Annotated in this window: 23 protein-coding genes; 14 read left to right on the top strand and 9 right to left on the bottom strand. The window is 61.8% G+C overall.

Going from position 1 to position 20,561, the window contains the following annotated elements:
• Window position 1 precedes the first annotated feature (1 nt).
• From FHT84_RS11385 to dnaN, 3 genes are all read right to left on the bottom strand, one after another.
• Window positions 2–589, bottom strand: a complete 588-nt coding sequence (locus FHT84_RS11385) for a histidine phosphatase family protein (RefSeq protein WP_183762328.1) — start codon at window positions 587–589, stop codon at window positions 2–4.
• A gap of 19 nt (window positions 590–608) precedes the next feature.
• Window positions 609–1,202, bottom strand: coding sequence for a phospholipid N-methyltransferase PmtA (gene pmtA, locus FHT84_RS11390; RefSeq protein WP_112343587.1), 594 nt, complete (start codon window positions 1,200–1,202; stop codon window positions 609–611).
• 270 nt (window positions 1,203–1,472) lie between these two features.
• On the bottom strand, window positions 1,473–2,591 hold the full coding sequence (gene dnaN, locus FHT84_RS11395) for a DNA polymerase III subunit beta (protein WP_112343588.1): 1,119 nt from the start codon (window positions 2,589–2,591) through the stop codon (window positions 1,473–1,475).
• 252 nt (window positions 2,592–2,843) lie between these two features.
• Between dnaN and rsmI the strand changes: the two genes are divergently transcribed.
• The 6 genes from rsmI (at window position 2,844) to FHT84_RS11425 (ending at window position 8,602) form a co-directional block, all read left to right on the top strand.
• On the top strand, window positions 2,844–3,752 hold the full coding sequence (gene rsmI, locus FHT84_RS11400) for a 16S rRNA (cytidine(1402)-2'-O)-methyltransferase (RefSeq protein WP_169644195.1): 909 nt from the start codon (window positions 2,844–2,846) through the stop codon (window positions 3,750–3,752).
• Complete coding sequence (locus FHT84_RS11405; protein ID WP_169644197.1) at window positions 3,745–4,125, top strand: YraN family protein; 381 nt, start codon at window positions 3,745–3,747, stop codon at window positions 4,123–4,125. Before rsmI ends, FHT84_RS11405 begins: the two co-directional genes overlap by 8 nt.
• 102 nt (window positions 4,126–4,227) lie before the next feature.
• Window positions 4,228–5,223: an endonuclease/exonuclease/phosphatase family protein gene (locus FHT84_RS11410; protein WP_169644199.1), complete on the top strand. Its 996-nt coding sequence runs from the start codon at window positions 4,228–4,230 to the stop codon at window positions 5,221–5,223.
• 96 nt (window positions 5,224–5,319) lie between these two features.
• Window positions 5,320–5,823: a cupin domain-containing protein gene (locus FHT84_RS11415; RefSeq protein WP_183762331.1), complete on the top strand. Its 504-nt coding sequence runs from the start codon at window positions 5,320–5,322 to the stop codon at window positions 5,821–5,823.
• A gap of 107 nt (window positions 5,824–5,930) precedes the next feature.
• Window positions 5,931–6,878 carry a glutathione synthase gene (gene gshB, locus FHT84_RS11420; protein ID WP_112343592.1) on the top strand — a complete coding sequence of 316 codons (948 nt, stop codon included), beginning with the start codon at window positions 5,931–5,933 and terminating at the stop codon, window positions 6,876–6,878.
• Between the two features lie 191 nt (window positions 6,879–7,069).
• Window positions 7,070–8,602, top strand: a complete 1,533-nt coding sequence (locus FHT84_RS11425; protein WP_183762333.1) for a YifB family Mg chelatase-like AAA ATPase — start codon at window positions 7,070–7,072, stop codon at window positions 8,600–8,602.
• A 94-nt stretch (window positions 8,603–8,696) separates the two neighbouring features.
• On the opposite strand, the gene cysK is transcribed toward FHT84_RS11425, so the two are convergent.
• Window positions 8,697–9,665 (bottom strand): cysteine synthase A, encoded by a 969-nt coding sequence (gene cysK, locus FHT84_RS11430; protein WP_112343594.1) that lies wholly within the window; start codon window positions 9,663–9,665, stop codon window positions 8,697–8,699.
• A gap of 135 nt (window positions 9,666–9,800) precedes the next feature.
• Window positions 9,801–10,418 (bottom strand): LysE family translocator, encoded by a 618-nt coding sequence (locus FHT84_RS11435; RefSeq protein ID WP_183762336.1) that lies wholly within the window; start codon window positions 10,416–10,418, stop codon window positions 9,801–9,803.
• 129 nt (window positions 10,419–10,547) lie between these two features.
• Here FHT84_RS11435 and FHT84_RS11440 point away from each other — a divergent pair, with 129 nt between their 5' ends.
• Genes FHT84_RS11440 through FHT84_RS11450 form a run of 3 tightly spaced genes read left to right on the top strand, consistent with a single transcriptional unit; the run spans window position 10,548 to window position 12,382 of the window.
• A complete protein-coding gene (locus FHT84_RS11440) occupies window positions 10,548–11,105 on the top strand; it encodes a cysteine hydrolase family protein (protein WP_183762339.1) in 558 nt (185 codons plus the stop codon).
• 24 nt (window positions 11,106–11,129) lie between these two features.
• Window positions 11,130–11,762: a LysE family translocator gene (locus tag FHT84_RS11445; RefSeq protein WP_183762342.1), complete on the top strand. Its 633-nt coding sequence runs from the start codon at window positions 11,130–11,132 to the stop codon at window positions 11,760–11,762.
• Entirely contained in the window at window positions 11,762–12,382 is a 621-nt protein-coding gene (locus FHT84_RS11450; protein WP_183762345.1) for a hypothetical protein, read from the top strand. Before FHT84_RS11445 ends, FHT84_RS11450 begins: the two co-directional genes overlap by 1 nt.
• A 30-nt stretch (window positions 12,383–12,412) precedes the next feature.
• Here the strand turns inward: FHT84_RS11450 and FHT84_RS11455 are convergent, their stop codons facing one another.
• Entirely contained in the window at window positions 12,413–13,327 is a 915-nt protein-coding gene (locus FHT84_RS11455; RefSeq protein WP_113249837.1) for a DMT family transporter, read from the bottom strand.
• A gap of 108 nt (window positions 13,328–13,435) precedes the next feature.
• Here FHT84_RS11455 and FHT84_RS11460 point away from each other — a divergent pair, with 108 nt between their 5' ends.
• Window positions 13,436–13,900, top strand: coding sequence for an Lrp/AsnC family transcriptional regulator (locus tag FHT84_RS11460; RefSeq protein ID WP_183762347.1), 465 nt, complete (start codon window positions 13,436–13,438; stop codon window positions 13,898–13,900).
• A 9-nt stretch (window positions 13,901–13,909) separates the two neighbouring features.
• On the opposite strand, the gene dut is transcribed toward FHT84_RS11460, so the two are convergent.
• Window positions 13,910–14,380, bottom strand: a complete 471-nt coding sequence (gene dut, locus FHT84_RS11465) for a dUTP diphosphatase (RefSeq protein ID WP_169644209.1) — start codon at window positions 14,378–14,380, stop codon at window positions 13,910–13,912.
• Window positions 14,381–14,471: 91 nt separating this feature from the next.
• Here dut and FHT84_RS11470 point away from each other — a divergent pair, with 91 nt between their 5' ends.
• The 3 genes from FHT84_RS11470 (at window position 14,472) to tsaA (ending at window position 17,745) form a co-directional block, all read left to right on the top strand.
• Complete coding sequence (locus FHT84_RS11470; RefSeq protein WP_112343600.1) at window positions 14,472–16,055, top strand: peptide chain release factor 3; 1,584 nt, start codon at window positions 14,472–14,474, stop codon at window positions 16,053–16,055.
• 110 nt (window positions 16,056–16,165) lie between these two features.
• Window positions 16,166–17,191, top strand: coding sequence for an iron ABC transporter substrate-binding protein (locus tag FHT84_RS11475; protein ID WP_183762350.1), 1,026 nt, complete (start codon window positions 16,166–16,168; stop codon window positions 17,189–17,191).
• Window positions 17,192–17,214: 23 nt separating this feature from the next.
• Complete coding sequence (gene tsaA, locus FHT84_RS11480; RefSeq protein WP_183762353.1) at window positions 17,215–17,745, top strand: tRNA (N6-threonylcarbamoyladenosine(37)-N6)-methyltransferase TrmO; 531 nt, start codon at window positions 17,215–17,217, stop codon at window positions 17,743–17,745.
• A 33-nt stretch (window positions 17,746–17,778) separates the two neighbouring features.
• On the opposite strand, the gene FHT84_RS11485 is transcribed toward tsaA, so the two are convergent.
• Window positions 17,779–17,973, bottom strand: coding sequence for a TOBE domain-containing protein (locus FHT84_RS11485; RefSeq protein WP_183762356.1), 195 nt, complete (start codon window positions 17,971–17,973; stop codon window positions 17,779–17,781).
• 7 nt (window positions 17,974–17,980) lie between these two features.
• Window positions 17,981–19,495 (bottom strand): choline-sulfatase, encoded by a 1,515-nt coding sequence (betC, locus tag FHT84_RS11490; protein WP_183762359.1) that lies wholly within the window; start codon window positions 19,493–19,495, stop codon window positions 17,981–17,983.
• A gap of 161 nt (window positions 19,496–19,656) precedes the next feature.
• On the opposite strand from betC, the gene FHT84_RS11495 reads away from it, so the two are divergent.
• On the top strand, window positions 19,657–20,559 hold the full coding sequence (locus tag FHT84_RS11495) for a LysR family transcriptional regulator (protein ID WP_183762362.1): 903 nt from the start codon (window positions 19,657–19,659) through the stop codon (window positions 20,557–20,559).
• The last annotated feature ends 2 nt before the right edge of the window (window positions 20,560–20,561 follow it).

Here is a 20,561-nt window from a genome sequence, read left to right on the forward strand (position 1 = left end):
CTCAGGCCCATCCCATCCAATCTTCCATGGGTGTCCAGTCGCATGAGACGGCGCGCTTCGCAAGATCGAAACAGAAAAGATTGCCGCCACCCGGCGGCTGATCACCCTGGCGCGCGATCGGCTTTCCCTCCAGATGGCATTTCAGCAGCGTGCCGACGCCGCCATGGCCGACGAAGGCGATCGGCACGTTCGGATCGTGGCGCGCAAGAACGGCCTCGACATTGGAGACGATTCTCGCCTGCGCGTCGATGGCGCGCTCCCAGCCGTTGAAGCTTTCATGCGGGTTGGCGAAGAACCAGTCCGCTGCTTTCTCGAACTCCGGCGGCGCCAGAAAACCTGTGGCACTGCGATCGTTTTCATGCATGGCCTCGATGATCTCGATCGGCGCACCGCTTGCCGCCGCCAAAGCTTCGGCCGTTTCGATCGCCTTGCGTTCGCCGCTGGAGACGATCAGGCTCAGCTTGCTGGCCCAAGGCCGGCTCGCCGCCAGCCGCGCACGCTCGGCGCCAGTGTCGGACAAGCCCCATTGCGGCACCGGCACATTCGGGTCGATCCGCACCTGCGGGTGCGTGACATAAAGAGCGTACATGGATTTCTCAGCGATTGTCTCAGCCGCGGCTATAGACCCAGAGCTGGGCCGGCGGAATATTGCGGACGATGAAATCATAGTGGCGGATATGATAGCGGTCCGGCTTGGCGATAATAGGCGAAACCGGCCCGTAGGAAATCTGCACCACCGGCCGGCCAGGCGGAATGCGGTCCAGCAGGTTTTCCAAAAGCGCGACACGCGCCTTCATGGGAAAATTGAGCAGAGGAATGCCTGAGACGACGGAATCGAAGGTCTGGCCGCGCAGCACGCCAAGCGTCGTATCGAGATCAAAGGCGTCGCCATTGATGAAATGCACGCCGGGATAAAGTTTGACGAGGTGGTTGTAGAAATCGGTCGAGTATTCGATGGCGACGAGGTTTTGCGGCTCGACGCCACGTGCCAGGATCGCCTTGGTGATGGCGCCAGTTCCCGGCCCGAGTTCCAGCACGGGCAGGCCCGATTGCGTGTTGATGACACCAGCCATCTTGCGCGCCGTGATCGATGAGGTGGGAACGATCGATCCCACGGTCTTCGGCCCTTGCATCATGCCCTTGAAGAAACGGATCTCCTCGTCGAACTTCTTGCCCAACCGTTCCTTGAGACGCAGCGCCATGCTCTCCCCCACCAGATGTTACGATCGCGACTTACATACCGCTTCTCTAGGATCTTGCAATGCGATGACGTAAAAACAAGAGAAAATGTCGCAATTCACAAAGGATCAAATAAAAGCGCCCTTGCGTTGCATAAACGCATGAAAGGGCGCTTTGGTTTCGCAGAGCCGGATGATTTCAGGTCGAACAGACCTGAAATCATCCGGCTCTTGAATCAAAAAAGTGGAGCATGATGTCGTCAGAAAACAGCTCACACTTTTCGGCATCATGCTCTACACGCGCATCGGCATCAGCACATAAAGCGCGTCGTCGCCGGCCGTGTCGCGGATGAGCGTCGGCGATCCGGCATCGGCCAGCAGGAACACGGCCGCGTCGCCGGAAAGCTGCGCGGTAATGTCGAGCAGGTATTTGGCATTGAAGCCGATTTCCATCGGATCCATCTCATAGCCGACGGCAACCTCCTCGGTCGCGCTGCCCGAATCCGGATTGTTGACGGTCAGCAGCAGCTGGCCGTCGGATAGTGCCAGCTTCACGGCACGGCCACGCTCGGACGAAATCGTCGAGACGCGGTCGACGGCCTGGGCGAAGGTCTGGCAATCGACCCGCATTTCCTTGTCGTTGTTGGCCGGAATGACGCGCTGATAGTCCGGGAAGGTGCCGTCGATCAGTTTCGAGGTCATGACGATGGAGCCGATCGTCAGGCGGATCTTGGCGTCGGAGACTTCGACGGTGACGATCGCATCCGGCGTGTCCACGAGCTTCTGCAGCTCGCCGACTGTCTTGCGTGGGATGATGATGCCGGGCATGCCTTCGGAGCCGGAAGGGGCGCTGACATCGGCGCGGGCCAGGCGATGGCCGTCCGTGGCGACAGCCCTGAGCTTCAGGTCGCCGCCGCTCTCGATCGTGTGGAAGAAAATGCCGTTCAGGTAGTAACGAGTCTCTTCGGTGGAGATCGCAAATTGCGTGCGGTCGATCAGCATCTTCAGATCCGAAGCCTTCAGCTTGAACGAATGGCTGAAGCTACCGGCGGTGAGATCCGGAAAGTCCGATTCCGGCAGGCATTGCAGCGAAAACTTCGAACGGCCGGAGGCGACCGTCATCGAGCTGCCGTCGGTGTTGGTGGCGAGAAGCACTTCCGAGCCGTCGGGAAGCTTGCGCACGATGTCGTAGAGCAGATGCGCAGGAACCGTGGTGGCGCCGGCCTGTTCGACATTGGCGGGCGTCGCCTCGGTGATTTCGAGATCGAGGTCGGTCGCCTTCATGTCGAGGTTCGTGCCATCGGCCTTGAGCAGCACGTTGGACAGGATCGGGATCGTGTTGCGACGCTCGACCACGCGATGCACGTGGTTCAGCGACTTCAGGAGGTTCGACCGCTCTATTGTAATACGCATGGATGCTACCGCTTTCGACCGTGACTAGCCGGGCGGCCCGAGGCGCCCGAGCGACATGTTTTCGGACAAGGCCCGAAAGATTGGACAGGCAACTTGGCAGACTTCTCCATCCGAATGCAAGAGGCATGGATCAATTGCCAGGCGTCAATTCGCCATTTCGTCGGCAATGCTCCACAGGAATTGCACCGCTCTTGCCGTCCGTGCGCGCCTCGCCCATAAAGGCTGCTTATCCCAAGTGAATTCAGGACCGGCATGAACGAAGAGCAATCAGACGGCGGGACACGCAGTTTCCGCCTGCATAACAATCAGATCCCGGCCCGCCCCCTCGAACCGGCGCTCTATCTGGTCGCTACGCCAATCGGTAATCTCGGCGACATCACGCTGCGGGCGCTGGAAACGCTGGCCGGTGCCGACGTGCTCGCCTGCGAGGATACGCGTGTGACGCGCGTCCTGCTTGATCGCTACGGCATCCAGAACAAGCCCTACTCCTATCACGAGCACAATGCCGACGAGGCCGGCCCGCGGCTGCTGCAGGCTTTGGAGGCCGGCCGCTCGGTGGCGCTCGTCTCCGATGCCGGTACGCCGCTCGTCTCCGATCCCGGCTATCGGCTGGCCGTGCAGGCGATCGAGGCGGGTTATAAGGTTGTGCCCATTCCAGGCGCCTCCGCGCCGCTGGCGGCCCTTGTCGGTTCCGGCCTGCCGAACGATGCCTTCTTCTTCGCCGGTTTCCTGCCCGCCAAGGACAAGGGCCGCCGCGACCGCCTGGCCGAGCTGGCAACCGTCCCCGCGACCCTCATCTTCTTTGAATCGCCGCATCGCATCGCCGCGACCCTTGCCGCCGCCGCCGATGTGCTTGGCGGTGAGCGCACAGGCGCCGTCTGCCGCGAGCTGACGAAGACCTTCGAGGAATTCCGCCGCGGCACGTTGTCCGAACTCGCGTCGTTCTATGACGCCGTCGACAATGTGAAGGGCGAGATCGTCTGGCTCGTCGGCCCGCCCGGCGAAAGCGTTGCGGCAGAGGCCGATGTCGATGCCATTCTCGCCGATCTCTCAGGGACGATGCCGACCGCCAAGGCGGCAACCGAAGCCGCGCGTCTGACCGGCCTGCCGCGAAAGGAGCTTTATCAGCGCCTGCTGGATATGAAGGAGCGTCATGGCTGAGCCGAGGTTTGAGGTTGGCGAAAAGCTCAAACGGCAAAAGGCCTGGCGTCGCGGCCATATGGCCGAATATCTCGCCGCCGCCTTCCTGATGCTCAAGGGCTATCGCATTCTCGCCATCCGCCACCGCACCAAGCTCGGCGAAATCGATATAGTCGCCCGCAAGGGTGATCTCGCCATCTTCGTCGAGGTCAAGTCGCGGCGCGGCGCACAGGAGGCGATCGACGCGGTTTCCTTCTCCTCGCAAAACCGCATCCGTGCCGCGAGCGACCTATGGCTCGCCCGACAGCCGGATTTTGCCCGCCTGTCACAGCGCTATGACATCGTCGCCATGTTGCCCGGCCGCTGGCCGCAGCATTTTCCGGATGCGTTTTGAGCACGGCGTTACAGGACCGTCACAAAATCATCCTATTGCCGAGCGATCAACGCTCGCGATTTTCCCGCCGGCGCGCATCATCTCGTTTCGACAGGCCTTATCATGATCCGCAACATCGTTTCCGCCTTTACCGTTCCCTCACAGGAGGAGCGCAGGGGCTTCGTTTCGCTTGAAAAAACCGCGGCCATTCATGCCGAGAAGCTTGCATCGCTCGCCTGCCTGAATGCGGTGCGCATCGGCGGGGCGGGCGCCAGGATCGAGGCTCTGTCCTTTCCGTTTACGGTCGCGGCCTGGAATCTCGAGCGCTGCCTGTTTCCGGAGGAAAGTGCGGCCAAGCTGCGGGAAACCGGCGCACCGCTGGTGCTGCTGTCGGAAATGGATCTGGGCATGGCCCGCACAGAACAGCGGGATCCGACCACCATCATCGCCGGCGAACTCGGCATGAGCCATGCCTATGGTGTCGAGTTTCTGGAGTTGAGCCTCGGTTCGGAGATCGAGCGCTCTTACTGCCGCGATGATTTCAATGAGAAGGGCTTTCATGGCAATGCCTTGATGGCTTCGGTCGCCCTGAAGGATGCTTTCTTGTTCCGCCTGCCGGGCGAGGCCGTCTGGTTCAACGACAGCAACGAGCAGCCGCGCATCGGCGATCGCTGTGCCGTTGGCGCGATCGTCGAGACCGAGGCGGGTCCGATGGTCGCCGTTTCCGTTCACCTCGAAAGTGTTGCGACCGCTGCCTATCGCGAGCGGCAGATGGCGGCACTGATCGATGAGGTCGAAGCCTTCGCACCCGGCCTGCCGATCCTGATCGGCGGCGATCTCAACACCGGCAACCATACCGGCGGCGATTATTCGACGGATACGCTTTTCGCCATGGCCGAAGGCCGTGGTTTCGAATGCCATGGCGGGCCGCTCGATCAGACGAGCACGCGTCCGAGCCTGATCACGCGTTTCCCTGACCGCGCCATGAAGCTCGATTGGTTTATCACCCGCGGCTTGAAGATCGGCCAAAGCCATCTCGTGTCTTCTCTCAATGGTGAGGGCAAGCCGCTCTCCGACCACGATATGGTCGTATGCACGATCGAAGGCTTTTCAGCCTGATCGCTGCAATCGTTAAAATGCGCTGGGTTTCATGAACCGCGCCGTTACCGCTTCCATGCGATGAGGTCGCAGACGCGCATGGAATTGGGGGATTGCATGGTCTTGAAACTGATGTTGGCGAGCATGGCGGCTTTTGCCGCGCGTGCCGTCCCGGCCGTAGTCGCGCTGCCGCAGTCGAAAAGCTTCGTAGCTGGCGCCAGCAACGAAATGGAAATGAAGCCGTCGCCGATCGAACCCTCCTGGGTTTTGTCGGGTAATCCGGTCGCCCGCATCGCCGAGCATTCGCGCGGGCAGGACGATGCCGCGATGACGGCGTTGTGGGATTGCACCGCTGGCGAGTTCCGCTGGTATTTCGGCTGGGACGAAACGGTGATGATCCTCGAGGGTGAGGTGCATATCACTACGGAAGACGGCGTCGAGCGGACGCTCAGCGCCGGCGATGTCGCCTATTTCGCCGGCGGCACCTGGGCGACATGGCGCATCGATCGCTACCTGCGCAAGGTCGCCTTTCTGCGCAAGCCGTTCCCGAAGCCTCTGACGATGGCTTATCGCCTGCGCAACTTCGTCCGCCAGGGCGGCGCACAGGGTCTTGCCGCCTGAGTGCGGCAGGCCTGTCGAGCAAACCTCCGGCGGAAGCCCTTGAATAGTCGTTGCGTTTGGATGCGGGCCGACCTACATCTGTGCGCAAATCCGAGCGAGGGCTGATTATGGCTGGTATCAAGAATGTTGCGGTCCAGATGGACCATGTGAAAAGCATCAACATTGCGGGTGACTCCACCTTCGCCATGAGCCTCGAGGCGCAGAACCGTGGCTACAAGCTCTTCCATTACACGCCAGAGCGGCTGAGCATGCGCGACGGCAGGATCTATGCCTCCGTCGAGCCGATGATCCTGCGCGACGTCAAGGGCGATCACTTCGAACTCGGCGAACCCGAGCGCGTCGATCTCTCGACGATGGACGTGGTGCTGCTGCGCCAGGACCCGCCCTTTGACATGGCCTATATCACCTCGACACATCTGCTCGAACGCATCCATCCGAAGACGCTCGTCGTCAACGATCCGGCATGGGTGCGCAACTCGCCTGAAAAGATCTTCGTCACCGAATTCGCCGATCTCATGCCGAAGACGCTGATCACCCGCGATCCGGCTGAAATCCGCCGTTTCCGCGATGAAATGGGCGATATCATCCTGAAGCCGCTCTACGGCAATGGCGGCGCCGGTGTGTTCCACTCGACCCGCGACGACCGCAATCTCTCGTCCCTGCTCGAGATGTTCGGCCAGCTCTTCCGCGAACCCTTCATTGCCCAGCAATATCTCCCCGACGTGCGCAAGGGCGACAAGCGCATCATCCTCGTCGATGGCGAGGCCGTCGGCGCGATCAACCGCGTGCCGGCCGAGCATGACGCCCGCTCCAACATGCATGTGGGCGGTCGCGCCGAAGCGACCGAGCTGACAGCGCGCGAGAAGGAAATCTGCAAGCGCATCGGACCGGCCCTGAAGGAGCGCGGCTTCCTGCTCGTCGGCATCGACGTCATCGGCGACTATATGACCGAGATCAACGTGACGTCGCCGACCGGCCTCCGCGAAGTCAAGCGCTTCGGTGGCGCCGATATCGCCAGCCTGCTCTGGGATGCGATCGAAGCCAAGCGATCCTGACCGGCAGTTCCCGCCACGCTTTCAGCTGAATGATCTATTTACCCCCGCATGTCGATAATTTCGACATGCGGGGTGAAATTTTTGTTCGTTTATTGTTCTTGTTTCATTCCTTGTCTTATGCCAGATTGCAACCCGAAGTTTGCTGATCGGGGCACGTAACGGCAAACGGGTTCGGCGACAGGGGATAGGGCATGGTAGCGCGCGTCAGTACGGTGGCGTTTCAGGGGATCGAAGGCGTACCCGTCGAAGTGCAGGTGATGATCGCGCCGGGCAAGGTGCTGATGCATATCGTCGGCCTGCCCGACAAGGCGGTGGCCGAGAGCCGGGAGCGGGTTCAGGCGGCGCTGCACGCCTCCGGCCTTGCCCTGCCGCCGAAGAAAGTCACGGTCAATCTCGCGCCGGCGGACCTGCCCAAGGAGGGCAGCCACTTCGATCTTGCCATCGCGCTTGGGCTGATGGCGGCGCTCGGCGCGATCCCCGCTGATGCCCTGTCGTCCTACACCGTTATCGGCGAACTCAATCTGGATGGCACGATTGCACCCGTTGCCGGCGCGCTTCCCGCCGCGATCGCCGCCAATGCCATGGGCAGAGGGCTGATCTGCCCGGCCGAAAGCGGCCCCGAAGCCGCCTGGGCCGGCAAGGAGATCGATATTCTGGCGCCGCGTAGTTTGATCGCGCTCGCCAATCATTTCCGTGGCACACAGGTCCTGTCACGGCCGGAACCGTCAGTCCGCGCCAATGCCGCCAACCTGCCCGACCTCGCCGATATCAAGGGGCAGGAAAGCGCCAAGCGCGCCCTGGAAGTGGCGGCCGCCGGCGGCCATAATCTGCTTTTCGTCGGGCCTCCCGGCTCCGGCAAGTCGATGCTCGCCTCGCGCCTGCCGTCGATCCTGCCGCCCTTGTCGACGAATGAACTGCTGGAAGTGTCGATGATCCATTCGATCGCCGGTCAGCTTTCCGGCGGCAAGCTCTCGGACCGGCGGCCTTATCGCGCGCCGCATCATTCCGCCACTATGGCGGCGCTCGTCGGTGGCGGCTTTCGCGCTCGGCCAGGCGAAGTGTCGCTCGCCCATCACGGCATTCTGTTCCTTGACGAACTACCGGAGTTTTCGCCGCAGGCGCTCGATGCGCTGCGCCAGCCGCTGGAAACCGGCGAATGCGTCATCGCCAGAGCAAACCACCGTGTCTCCTATCCGGCCGGCATTCAGCTCGTGGCGGCGATGAACCCGTGTCGTTGCGGCATGGCCGGCGAGCCGGGGCATACCTGCGCCCGTGGGCCGCGTTGCGCATCCGATTATCAAGGCCGCATTTCCGGCCCCTTGCTCGATCGTATCGATATCCGCATCGACGTGCCGGCGGTCTCCGCCGCCGACCTCATCCGGCCGACAGCCTCGGAAAGCAGTGCTGATGTCGCGCTCCGCGTCGCCCGCGCCCGCGAACGGCAGCGGGAACGCTTCGAACGAGCCGGCATGAAGGACGTCGCCACCAACGCCCGCTGCTCGACAGCGGTGATCGAAACCATCGCCGAGCCGGATGCCGCCGGCCTGCAATTGCTGCGCGACGCGGCCGAGAAGATGAAATTCTCCGCCCGTGGCTATCATCGCATTCTCAAGGTGGCGCGTACCCTTGCCGATCTCGATGACAAGCCGACCGTCGGGCGCATCCATCTTGCCGAAGCCATCTCCTACCGGATTGCCGGCGAGCGACTGACCGCGCATGCCTGACAATTCGAGACTCTGCAGCACCCGATCGCCTTCAGCCTGCTCAAATAAAAAGGGCGCCGCAGCACCCCTTTCTCAATCAATTACTGCCGTTAACTCAGCCGCCAAGTCCTTCGAACAGCGCCGTCGAGAGATAACGCTCGGCGAAGGACGGGATGATGACCACGATGGTCTTGCCTTCGTTTTCGGGACGCTGGCCGATCTTGATCGCGGCCGTCAATGCTGCACCCGAAGAAATACCGACTGGCACGCCTTCGAGCTTGGCGACGAGCCGCGCCTGCTGGAACGCCTCGTCATTGCTGACGGTGACCACCTCGTCATAGACATGAGTGTCGAGGATCTTCGGCGCGAAGCCGGCGCCGATGCCCTGGATCTTGTGCGGGCCGGGATTGCCGCCGGAGAGAACAGGCGAATCCGTCGGCTCGACAGCGATGACCTTGATGTCGGGCTTGCGGGCTTTCAGAACTTGGCCGACGCCGGTGATCGTGCCGCCAGTGCCGATGCCGGCAACGAAGATATCGACCTTGCCTTCGGTATCGTTCCAGATTTCCTCGGCTGTCGTCTTGCGATGGATTTCCGGATTGGCGGGATTTTCGAACTGCTGCGGAATGATCGCATCCGGCAGGCTCGAGGCCAGCTCTTCCGCCTTGGCGATCGCACCCTTCATGCCCTTCGGTCCCTCGGTCAGCACCAGCTCGGCGCCGAGCAGCGCCAGCATCTTGCGCCGCTCGATCGACATGGTCTCGGGCATGGTGAGGATAAGGCGATAACCCTTGGCGGCGGCGGCGAAGGCGAGCGCGATGCCGGTATTGCCCGAGGTCGGCTCGATCAGCACGGTCCTGCCGGGAGCAATCTTGCCCTGCGATTCCAGGCTCTCGATCATGGCGACACCGATGCGGTCCTTCACGGACGCGATCGGATTGAAGAACTCGAGCTTTGCCAGGAGGTTGGCCTTGACGCCCTTCTCCTTCGCCAGCTTGTCGAGGCGGACGATCGGCGTGTCACCAATGGTCTCGGTGATCGAGGTATAGACGCGGCCGCGACCGGGTTTGCGGGTGTCGGACATGGGTAGCTCTCCCTACGTTTGAATTATGCGGTGACAATAGGATCAAACGCCTGCGGACACCAGAGTGCGCGCCCTTTGTGCCGCATCGGCCGTGAGAAAAGAATCTCCGGGAACCTTTCTCCGGGGATGTTTATTTCACGCGGCACGTGCCGCGATGAAGGCGGCCGTAGCGGCGAGGATGCTGGCCGCGACCCGGTTCAGGATCTGCAGCGCCCTCGGCTTCTTGAGGAAGGTGCGCGCCCGCGACGCCAGCAACATATAGGGCACGAGAACGATCAGAAGGACGACGAAGGTCGCCGCCACCAGCGTCGCATATTCGCGCAGCCCGATGCTGCCGATATCGATCAGGGTCGGCACCAGCGCGACATAGAAAAGCATGGTCTTGGGGTTGCCGAGCGTGACAAGCAGGCCGGAGAGGAAGGACATGCCGGCGCCGTTCGATTTCTTCGCGGCAACGTCGGTTGCAAGCAGGCCCGCTGTCCAGAGCTTCCAGGCGATATAGCCGAGATAAAGCGCACCGGCGATCTTGATGAGGATGAAGACCTCGGTGAAAGTCTGCGCGACAAAGGCAAGCCCGAGAACGACCGCCGTCAGGTAGATGGTGTCGCCGAGCACGAGGCCGAGGCCCATGAAGAAGGTCTCGCGAAAGCCGGAGCCGAGGGCGCGCGCCACGATTGCCGTGATGCCCGGGCCGGGAATGGCCGCCGCGACGAAGAGCGCGCCGCAATAGGCGAGCAGGGATGCGAGCGTCATGACTATTTCCTCCTCAGATGGTGCCTGCTCTATCGCACCACCTTTGCGTTTTCAAGCGATTGCGCTGATGCTGCGAACATACTACCAAGGCGTTGACGACGCGTCGAAACCGCTCTGCCCAAGGATATCATGTCTTCCGCATTGCTCCTGATCGATCTTCAGAATTCCATCCTGACCGGCCTCGGCACGCCGGAGCGTCAGCCTGATATCGATGCTGCGTTGGAGGCTGTTATCGCCAAGCTCGCGGCGCTGAAGCACAGCGCCCGCGCCGCTGGCATTCCCGCCTTCATCGTCCAGCATGACGGCACCCCAGGGCATCGCCTGGCGAAACGCGGCGAAGGCTGGCAATTGCGCCGGGAAATCGCCCCTGAAGCCGGCGATGTCGTGGTGCACAAGACGAGCTGCGATTCCTTCTTCGAGACGGATCTGGAGGTGCGGCTCAAGGGCCGTGGCGTCACCCATCTCATCGTCGGCGGCTGCATGACCCAATTCTGCGTCGATACGACCGTGCGGCGCGCCGTTTCGCTCGGTTTCGACGTCTCGCTGATATCCGACGGGCACACGACGGCGGATATGGGCAAACTGAGCTTCGAAGAGATTGTCACCCACCACAATATGCTGCTTGACGGCTTCGATGCCGGGCCGCATGAAATCAAGCTGGTCGCATCCACCGACATCTCCTTCTGAAGCCCTCTCTCCGCCGGAGTCTCCATGCCGCATCTGACCAGTATCATCACCTTTGCCCTGATCGCCGTCGGAATGGTGGTGACGCCAGGGCCGAACATGATTTATCTGGTGTCGCGGTCGATCTCGCAGGGGCCGGCGGCGGGACTGATCTCGCTTGGCGGCGTGGCGCTCGGCTTCGTCTTCTATATGCTTTCGGCTGCGCTCGGTATCACGGCCTTCCTGTTCGCCGTGCCCTTTGCCTATGACGCGCTGCGTCTTGTCGGTGCGGCCTATCTCGCTTGGCTCGCCTGGAATGCCTTGAAGCCGGGCGGTCGGTCCGCCTTTCAGGTCCGCGATCTCCCAAAAGATGGGCCGCGCAAACTCTTCGCTATGGGCCTGGTGACCAGTCTGCTGAACCCGAAGGTCGCGGTCCTCTATCTTTCGCTGCTGCCGCAGTTCATTGATCCCGCTAACGGCAGCGTCTTCAGCCAATCCGTCATTTTCGGCTTTACCCATATTGCTGTCAGCCTCACGCTCAATTCCATCTTTGCGCTGACGGCCGGCTCCGTCTCGCTGTTCTTCTCAAGCCGCCCGTCCTTCATGCTGGTGCAGCGCTGGCTGATGGGCACGGTGCTGGCCGGGCTCGCCGTACGAATGGCTTTCGAGGCGCAGCGCTGATGCGAGCCGTCATCGTCGGTCTTCTGACGCTCGCCTCGCTCGCAAGCCTAGCGCCGCTCGCTTTGGCGGCAGAGAAGGGAACGCAGACGATCGTCTTCATGCGCCATGGCGAAAAGCCAGAAGCAGGTCTCGGCCAGCTGAGCTGCCAAGGTCTTAACCGGTCGCTTGCCCTGCCGCCGGTGCTCAGCAAGCTCTTCGGCAAGCCTGCGGCGATCTTTGCGCCGGATCCGTCGAAGCGGAAGGAGGATTCAGGCATCTCCTACGACTATATCCGTCCGCTCGCCACCATCGAGCCGACTGCCGTTGCGTTCGGGCTGCCTGTTGATACCAGCTTCGGCTATGAGGACATCGATGATCTGAAAGCCGAGCTGAAGAAGCCAGTCTATGCCGGCAAGCTCATCTTCGTCGCCTGGGAACATAAGCAGATCGTCGATCTCGCCCGCCAGCTGATGAGCGAGAATGGTGGCGATGAAAAAGCAGTGCCGAAATGGCATGGCAAGGATTTCGACAGCCTCTATGTGCTGCACATCGGCGGCAAGGCTGGATCAGGCGCGACCTTCGAGAAGATGGCTGAGGGGCTCGATGGCCAACCGCAGAGTTGCCCGCAGCCGGCTAAGTAAACCTGGAACACCGGCCACATGAGCAGGTGATCATTCGGCGGCGCCTTTGGAAAGATGGTGATTTCTATTCCAGGGCAGGGGGATCGTCCATCCCAGGTTCATGCCGGCGGCAGCCGCGAGGATGATGATCGCGCCGATGACCTGGGCTGCGCCGAGCACATGGCCGAAGGCGAAGCGATCGACCACGATGGCGGCGATCGGATAGATGAAGGATAACGCGCCGGTCAGATGCGTCGGCAGCTTCTGGATGGCGCCGTAAAGCAGCACATACATCAACCCGGTATGGACGACGCCCATGGTGACGAGGATCGACCAGCCGCCGACATCCTGGGGTGCGGCCGAGAAATTGGTGAAGGGCGCCAGCATCAGGATGCCGGTCGAAACCTGGATGAGAGCGATCAGGTGCGGCGGCGTGCCCTTCAACCATTTGGCGGCGATGGCTGCCAGCGCATAGAAGAAGGCCGCGCCCAGCGAAAGCAGGATGCCGATCGTATAACTACCGGTGCCGGCTCCCTCGCTCGGCTTGCCTTCGACGATCACAGCCATGCCGGCAAAGGCGAGAGCCAGCCAGAAGAGCTTGGTGAAGGTGATCCGTTCGCCGAGGAACAATGCGCCGAGCCCCAGCAGCATGAAGGGCTGCGTATTGTAGACGGTCGTGGCAATAGAAATGGAGGCGTGCGAATAGGCGGCGAACAGCAGCAGCCAGTTGAGGACGATGGCAATCCCGCCACCGACGGCGATGGAAAATGTCTTGAGATTGACGATGCCGGGGCGGAGCAGGCCCATGGCAGCGCAGATGACGAGCAGTGTCAGCGCGCCGAAGAAACAGCGCCAGAAGACGACCCCGCTCACCGCCTGTCCGGACATCAGCACAAACCAGCCGATCGTCCCTGAAATCAGCATGGCTGCCGTCATTTCCACTGTGCCGCGTTTTATCTCGTTCATCACCTTGACTCCCATCTATCGGAGCCAATCATATTGCGACGGGAGCATGGATAATATAGATTTATTTAGGCAAGGAAATCTCATCACCTAATTAAGTAAGGCTATATCATGAGCGCCCCTAACGCTTCCCTCAATCTCGACGAGATCGATCAGCGAATGCTCGAGGCATTGGCGCGCAATGCCCGGATATCCTTGAAAGAGCTGGCGGAAGTAGCCGGCCTGTCGTCGCCGAGCGCGGCGGAGCGGCTGCGGCGGCTGGAGGAGCGGGGCATCATCTCGGCCTTCACCGTCGATATCGCGCCGGAGGCGATCGGCTATCCGCTACAGGCGATCGTCCGCGTCCGGCCTTTGCCCGGTCAGCTCCATGTCGTCGAACGGATCATCCAGGAGACGCCGGAATTCATCGAATGCGACAAGGTCACCGGCGACGATTGCTTTATCGGAAGGCTTGTGGTGCGCTCCATGGGCGAACTCGATGGCATACTGGACAAGATCACCGAGCGCGCGGAAACCAACACCTCGATGATCAAGGCGACACCGGTCAAGCGCCGGCTGCCGCCGCTTTCCCGCTAAATTCTTGCGTCAAACGCCGGTCGAGCCGAAACCGCCTGCGCCGCGCGTGGTTTCGCTGATCTCCGCAATCTCGGCGATACGCACTTGCATGACTGGCGCTATGACCATCTGCGCGATGCGCATGCCGCGGGTGATCTCGAACGGCTCCTCGCTGAGGTTGGCCAGCAGCACCTTCACTTCGCCGCGATAGTCGCTATCGATGGTACCGGGAGAGTTCAGGCAAGTGATGCCATGCTTGAAGGCAAGCCCGGAACGGGGGCGGATCTGCGCCTCGAAACCTTCGGGAACTTCGAAAATAAAGCCCGTTGGAACGAGAACCCGATTCCACGGCGCGATCGTCAGCGTCGCACCGTCGTCGATGGCGGCGCGCAGGTCCATACCGGCCGCGCCCTTGGTTTCGTAGGCCGGCAGTTCCAGGCCCTCGCCATGCGGCAGGCGGATGAGGTTCAGGGTCGGAGTGATATCGGTGTGAATGGTCATGCCGCAATAGTTTGCGCTCGAAAGCCGGAGGTCAATTGCATTTAGGACTTTGAGTCGCTAGATACGGCGCCAATTCACAGGATTCACAAGCATGGCCGAAAGTCTCGCCGAGGCGGTCTCCCGCCGCCGCACATTTGCTATTATCGCTCACCCGGACGCGGGCAAGACGACGCTCACCGAAAAGCTGCTGCTGTTCGGCGGCGCCATCCAGCTCGCCGGTGAGGTCAAGGCGAAGAAGGATCGCATGCAGACGCGCTCCGACTGGATGAAGATCGAGCGCGAGCGCGGCATCTCGGTCGTCACCTCCGTCATGACCTTCGAGTATGAAGGCAACGTCTTCAACATCCTCGACACACCCGGCCACGAAGACTTCGCCGACGATACCTATCGCACGCTGACGGCCGTCGATGCCGCCGTCATGGTCATCGACGCCGCCAAGGGTATTGAGCCGCGGACGCTGAAGCTGTTCGAAGTCTGCCGCATGCGCGACATCCCGATCATCACCTTCATCAACAAGATGGACCGCGAAAGTCGCGATCCTTTCGAAATCCTCGATGAGGTCGAAGAGAAGCTGGCGCTCGATACGGCGCCGGTCACCTGGCCGATCGGTCGCTCCAAGACGTTCTGCGGCTCTTATCATCTGGCTGACAATACGGTTCGCGGTTCCGATACCGAGGTCGAGGCGACGAAGGTGAACGGCCCGCAGGCGGTCGCCGACCGGTTGCCGGAAAACGAGCGCCAAGCCTTTATCGACGAAACGGAACTGGCGATCGAAGCCTGCCGCCCCTTCGACCGGGACTCCTTCCTGGAAGGTCATATGACGCCGGTCTTCTTCGGCTCGGCGCTGCGCAATTTCGGCGTTCGCGATCTCATCAATGCGCTCGGTGCATTCGCGCCGCCGCCGCGCGATCAGGTCGCCGACATCAGGACGGTGCACGCGACCGACGACAAGATGACGGCCTTCGTCTTCAAGATCCAGGCCAACATGGACCCGAACCACCGCGACCGCATTGCTTTTGCGCGCATCTGCTCCGGCAAGCTGGAGCGCGGCATGAAGGCGCGGTTGTCGCGCACCGGCAAGCAGCTCGGTCTCACCGCGCCGCAATTCTTCTTCGCCTCGCAGCGCCAGCTCGCCGATACCGCCTATGCCGGCGATGTCGTCGGCATTCCGAACCACGGCACGCTGCGCATCGGCGATACGTTGACGGAAGGCGAATCGCTGGTCTTCCAGGGCGTACCGAACTTCTCTCCGGAAATCCTGCGCCGCGTGCGCCTTGAGGATGCCATGAAGGCAAAGAAGCTCAAGGAAGCCCTGCAGCAGATGGCCGAAGAAGGCGTCGTGCAGCTGTTCTCGCCCGAAGATGGCTCGCCCGCCATCGTCGGCGTCGTCGGTGCCCTGCAACTCGACGTCTTGAAGGAGCGGCTGATGGCCGAATACGGCCTGCCGGTTTCCTTCGAAATGTCGCGCTTCTCCGTCTGCCGCTGGATCTCGGCCGATCAATCCGCCGACCTCGAAAAGTTCGTGACCGCACGCCGCGGCGACATCGCCCGCGATCTCGATGGAGACCCGGTCTTCCTCGCTCAGGACGGTTTCTCGCTGCGCTACGAGGCGGAACGTTACCCGGCTATCAAGATGGCCGCGATCAAGGAATATCATGCCGTCAAGGCGGCATGACCGGTTCGGATGCGTTTCGTTTTGGAATAGTGCCTTCGCGATGTTCCATCCGATATAGCGCTATGCCATAGTGCCGCCCGATGATCTCCTTGATCGGAACAGGCATTTTCATGATGAAATTTCTTGCGGTTCTTGCTCTGGCCTTCGTCGGCCTGATGCCGGTCGCAGCCGAGGCGCGAATCATTACCGATGCGGCCGGACGCACGGTGTCGGTGCCGGACAAGATCAACCGTATTTTGGTGGCCGGGCCACCCGCCGCCGCACTGGTCTATGTGCTGGCGCCGGAAAAACTGGTGGGTTGGGTCCATGCGCCCGATGATGCCGCCAAGGCCTATCTGATGCCGTCCGTGCGATCGCTGCCGACAGTTGGCCGTTTGACGGGCAAGGATGGAACCATCAGCTCGCAGACGGTCGTGGACGCCAAGCCCGATATCATCCTCGATGCCGGCACGGTCGATCCCACCTACAAGGCGTTGGCAGACAAGGTGCAGAGCGAGACGGGCATTCCCTATATCCTCATCGACGGCAGCTTTGCCCGCACAGCCGATACGCTTCGCGACGTCGGCGCCCTGATCGGCGTCGAGGGTCGCGCCAACAAGCTGGCCGATTATGCCGATGCCGAGATCAAGGATCTGAACGAGAAGCTTGCGACATTGCCCAACGATCCGCGCCCGCGCGTCTATTATGGTCGCGGCGCCGATGGGCTGGAGACAGGCCTTTCCGGCTCGATCAATCTGGAAATCCTCGATGCCGTCGGCACGATGAATGTTGCCGCCGCCGCCGGCAAGGGCGGCCTTGCCAAGGTGACCGTGCAGCAGGTCGTCAGCTGGAACCCGGATATCATCATTGCCGAGAGCCCCGCTTTCGCCGCTTCGGTGAAGAGCGATCCGCAATGGGCTGGGATCAAAGCAGTCAAGGACGGCAAGATCTTCGTGCCGCCCTCCTTGCCCTTCGGCTGGTTCGGTTCCCCGCCCGGCGTCAATCGGCTGCTCGGCGTGCGCTGGATGGAGAAGCTCATTTATCCGAAGCTCTTCCGCAGCGATTTTTCCGATGATGTGAAGCAATTCTACCAGCTGTTCTATCAGGTCGATCTGACCAATGATCAGTTGGCAGCGCTATTGAAGGGCATGAAGTAAGCTCTGTAGTCGAGGAGGCATTCATGGTCCGGGAAAACGAAATTCGCGAAAATGAGGTGGCCGTCGAGCCGCCCGCAGTTGTGGATGCCGGTCTCACCTTCATCGGCCGTATTTTCACGCCCTGGACCTCGCGCATGGAAACGCCGCGCCAGGGTCGGCATGATGGCCCCATCTGCCGGATCGAGATCTTCGAGCCTTGGGTGGCGGCGCTGCAGGGCGTGGAAGCCTTCGAGCGGCTGGAGGTTCTCTATTGGTTGGATCGGTCGCGCCGGGACCTCGTGCTGCAGAGCCCGGCCAATAGCGGCAAGGTGCATGGCACCTTCTCGCTGCGCTCACCGGTTCGGCCCAATCCCATCGGTACATCCATCGTCAAGCTGGAAGCGGTCGAGGGGAACGTATTGCTGGTGCGCGGCCTCGATTGCCTGGATGGTACGCCCTTGCTGGACCTGAAGCCGGACCGCACCCTGTTCAAACCGATCGCGCCGCCGCAGCCCGGAGATTTCCAGACCGGCGACGGCGAGACGGCACATTACTGCCGGAAGCGAGATGCTTAGGGCGCGTCATGAAACCGCTCCAAGCTATTGCTATCAGTCCACCGCGACCATGACGTCCGATGCCTTGATGACGGCATAGGCCGAGGAGCCCGTCGTCAGGCCCAGCTCGTCCACGGCCTCGTTGGTGATCGAGGAGGTGACGATCGAGCCGTTGCCGATGTCGATGCGGACATGCGCCGTCGTCGCGTGACCGGCGCGACAATATCGTCCTCTCCGGCGACAGGCCATCGAAATCCTACTCGCCGCGCGGATAGCGCTGGTTCTCTTCCAGCACGTTGAGGTCCATATGGTTGCGCATGTAGCGCTCCGATGCCTTTTGCAGCGGCTGGTAGTCCCAGGGATAGTAGGCGCCGTTGCGAAGCGCGGTGTAGACCACCCATCGCCGTGCCTGGCTCTCGCGCACGGCAGCGTCGAAGCTTGAAAGATCCCAGCGCGCCATGGCCTGCGCCGTCAGCCGGCTCAGCGTTTCCACGTAGGCCGGATCGCCGGCCAGATTGGTCAGCTCCTTCGGGTCGGCGTCGATGTCGAAGAGCATCGGCGGATCCTTCTCGCAAAGGATCAGCTTGTAGCGGCCGTCGCGCAGGCCTACGAGCGGCGCCTCGGAGCCCTCTGCGGCATATTCCATCGGCACGGGACTGCGGCCTCCGGTTCCAAGAACCAGCGGCGTCAGGTCCTCGCCATCGGTCCAGCGGCGCAGCGATGCGATGTCGATGCCGGCAAGGGCGGCGAGCGTCGGCGTCACGTCGAGCGTCGAAACCGGCTGGTCGATCCGCTTCGGCTGCCAGCCGGGCGCTGAGATCATCAGCGGCACGCGGGCGGAACCTTCGAAGAAGTTCATCTTGAACCACAGGCCGCGCTCGCCGAGCATGTCGCCGTGGTCGGAGACGAAGAGGATGATCGTGTTGTCGGCCATGCGGCCGCGCTCGAGCGTGTCCAATATCTCGCCGATCTTCTCGTCGACATAGGAGATGTTGGCGAAATAGCCGCGGCGCGCCCTGCGGATCTGTTCCGGCGTGATGTCGAAGGCGGTGTGGTCGCAGGCCTTCATCAGCCGCTGCGAATGCGGGTCCTGCCGTTCGAAGGGAATTTCGCCGACTTGCGGGTCGAGCGCCGGGCAATCCTCATAGAGATCCCAGAAGCGCCGGCGCGCGACATAGGGGTCGTGCGGATGCGTGAAGCTGACGGTCAGGCACCAGGGCCTTTCGTCTTGGCGGCGGGAGAGATCGTAGAGCTTGCGGGTCGCGTGATAGGCAACCTCGTCGTCATATTCCATCTGGTTGGTGATCTCGGCGACACCGGCCCCGGTGACCGAACCGAGATTGTGATACCACCAGTCGATACGCTCGCCGGGCTTGGTATAGTCCGGAGTCCAGCCGAAATCGGCGGGGTAGATGTCTGTGGTCAGCCGCTCCTCGAAGCCATGCATCTGGTCCGGGCCGACGAAATGCATCTTGCCGGAGAGCGCCGTCTGATAGCCGGCGGCGCGCAGGTGGTGGGCGAAAGTCGGAATATCCGAGCAGAATTCGGCGGCATTGTCATAGACGCGCGTGCGGCTCGGCAACTGCCCGGACATGAAGGAAGCCCGCGCCGGCGCGCAGAGCGGGCTTGCCGTATAGCTGTTGGCAAAGCGCACGGAACGCTTCGCCAGAGCCTTCAGGACCGGAGCATGCAGGAACTCGGCCGGGCCGTCGGGAAAGAACGTCCCGTTGAACTGATCGACCATGAGGATGAGGATATTCGGGCGGGACATGCCGGTGTCTTTCTCGATAATCAGAGGCCGATGGCTGCGAGGCGGCTCATTGCAGGCAAGCGCATGGCGGTGATTCCTTGTTATTGGATTATTTTATTGAACATCACTGGAGTTCCCGCTGTGAAGCAGGCATTTTTCGATAGATGCCAAAAGGAAATTTTATGGTTGAACGTCTCGTCGATCTTGGTTGGCTGCGGATATTTCTGGAAGTGGGCCGCTCCGGCAGCCTCTCCGCCGCCGCTGCAGCGCTTGGCCTGACGCAACCGGCCGTCAGCTATCAGATCCGCCGCATCGAAGAGCAGATGGGCGTATCCCTGTTTCGCCGCCAGCATCGCGGCGTCGAGCTTTCGCCGGAGGGCCGGCGCCTGTTCGAGATCGTCGAAAAATCCGTCGGCAGCGTCGACCATCTGGTGCGCAGTTTCCGCGCCGAGGCGGAACGGCCATCCGTCCGCCTGCGCACGGATTATGCTTTTTCCGCGCTGTGGCTCATTCCGCGCATGCATGCATTCCGGTTGCTTCACCCGGAAGTGGATATCCAGATCGTCGCCACACAGCGGCTGGATCGTGGCGGGCCGGAAAGTGGCGATATCGCCGTCTTCTTCGGCACGCGCAACGAATTCGGTCCTGACGCCACCTTGCTTCTGCCGGAAAAGGTCGTGCCGATCTGCACCAGGGGTTTCGCGGAGCGCCACGGCCCGTTCACTGATCCCTCGCAGCTAGCAGGCACCACGCTCGTCCATCTCGATACGGAGATCCCGTCGCCCTGGTTCGACTGGGAAAGCTATCTTTCTGCCTTCAGCATTGCCCGCGACGCCTATGCCGGCCGCGGCGATCTGCGCTTCAACACCTATTCGCTGGTCGTGCAGGCAGCGCTCAGTGAGCAGGGCGTTGCCATCGGCTGGATGGGCCTTGTCGATTCCCTGCTCTCCGCGCGGACGATGGTGACGGTGGGTCCCATGCTGGAGGCGCCGGAGCGCGGCTATTGGCTGCTGCCACCGGCCGCCGCGAACCCGGAGGCGGAGCAGCTGGTGCAATGGCTGCTCACCGAAGCCGCCACCGGATGATC

Origin of the sequence: Rhizobium sp. BK289 (assembly GCF_014193575.1) — a bacterium.
GTDB classification, from domain to species: Bacteria; Pseudomonadota; Alphaproteobacteria; order Rhizobiales; family Rhizobiaceae; genus Rhizobium; species Rhizobium tropici_C.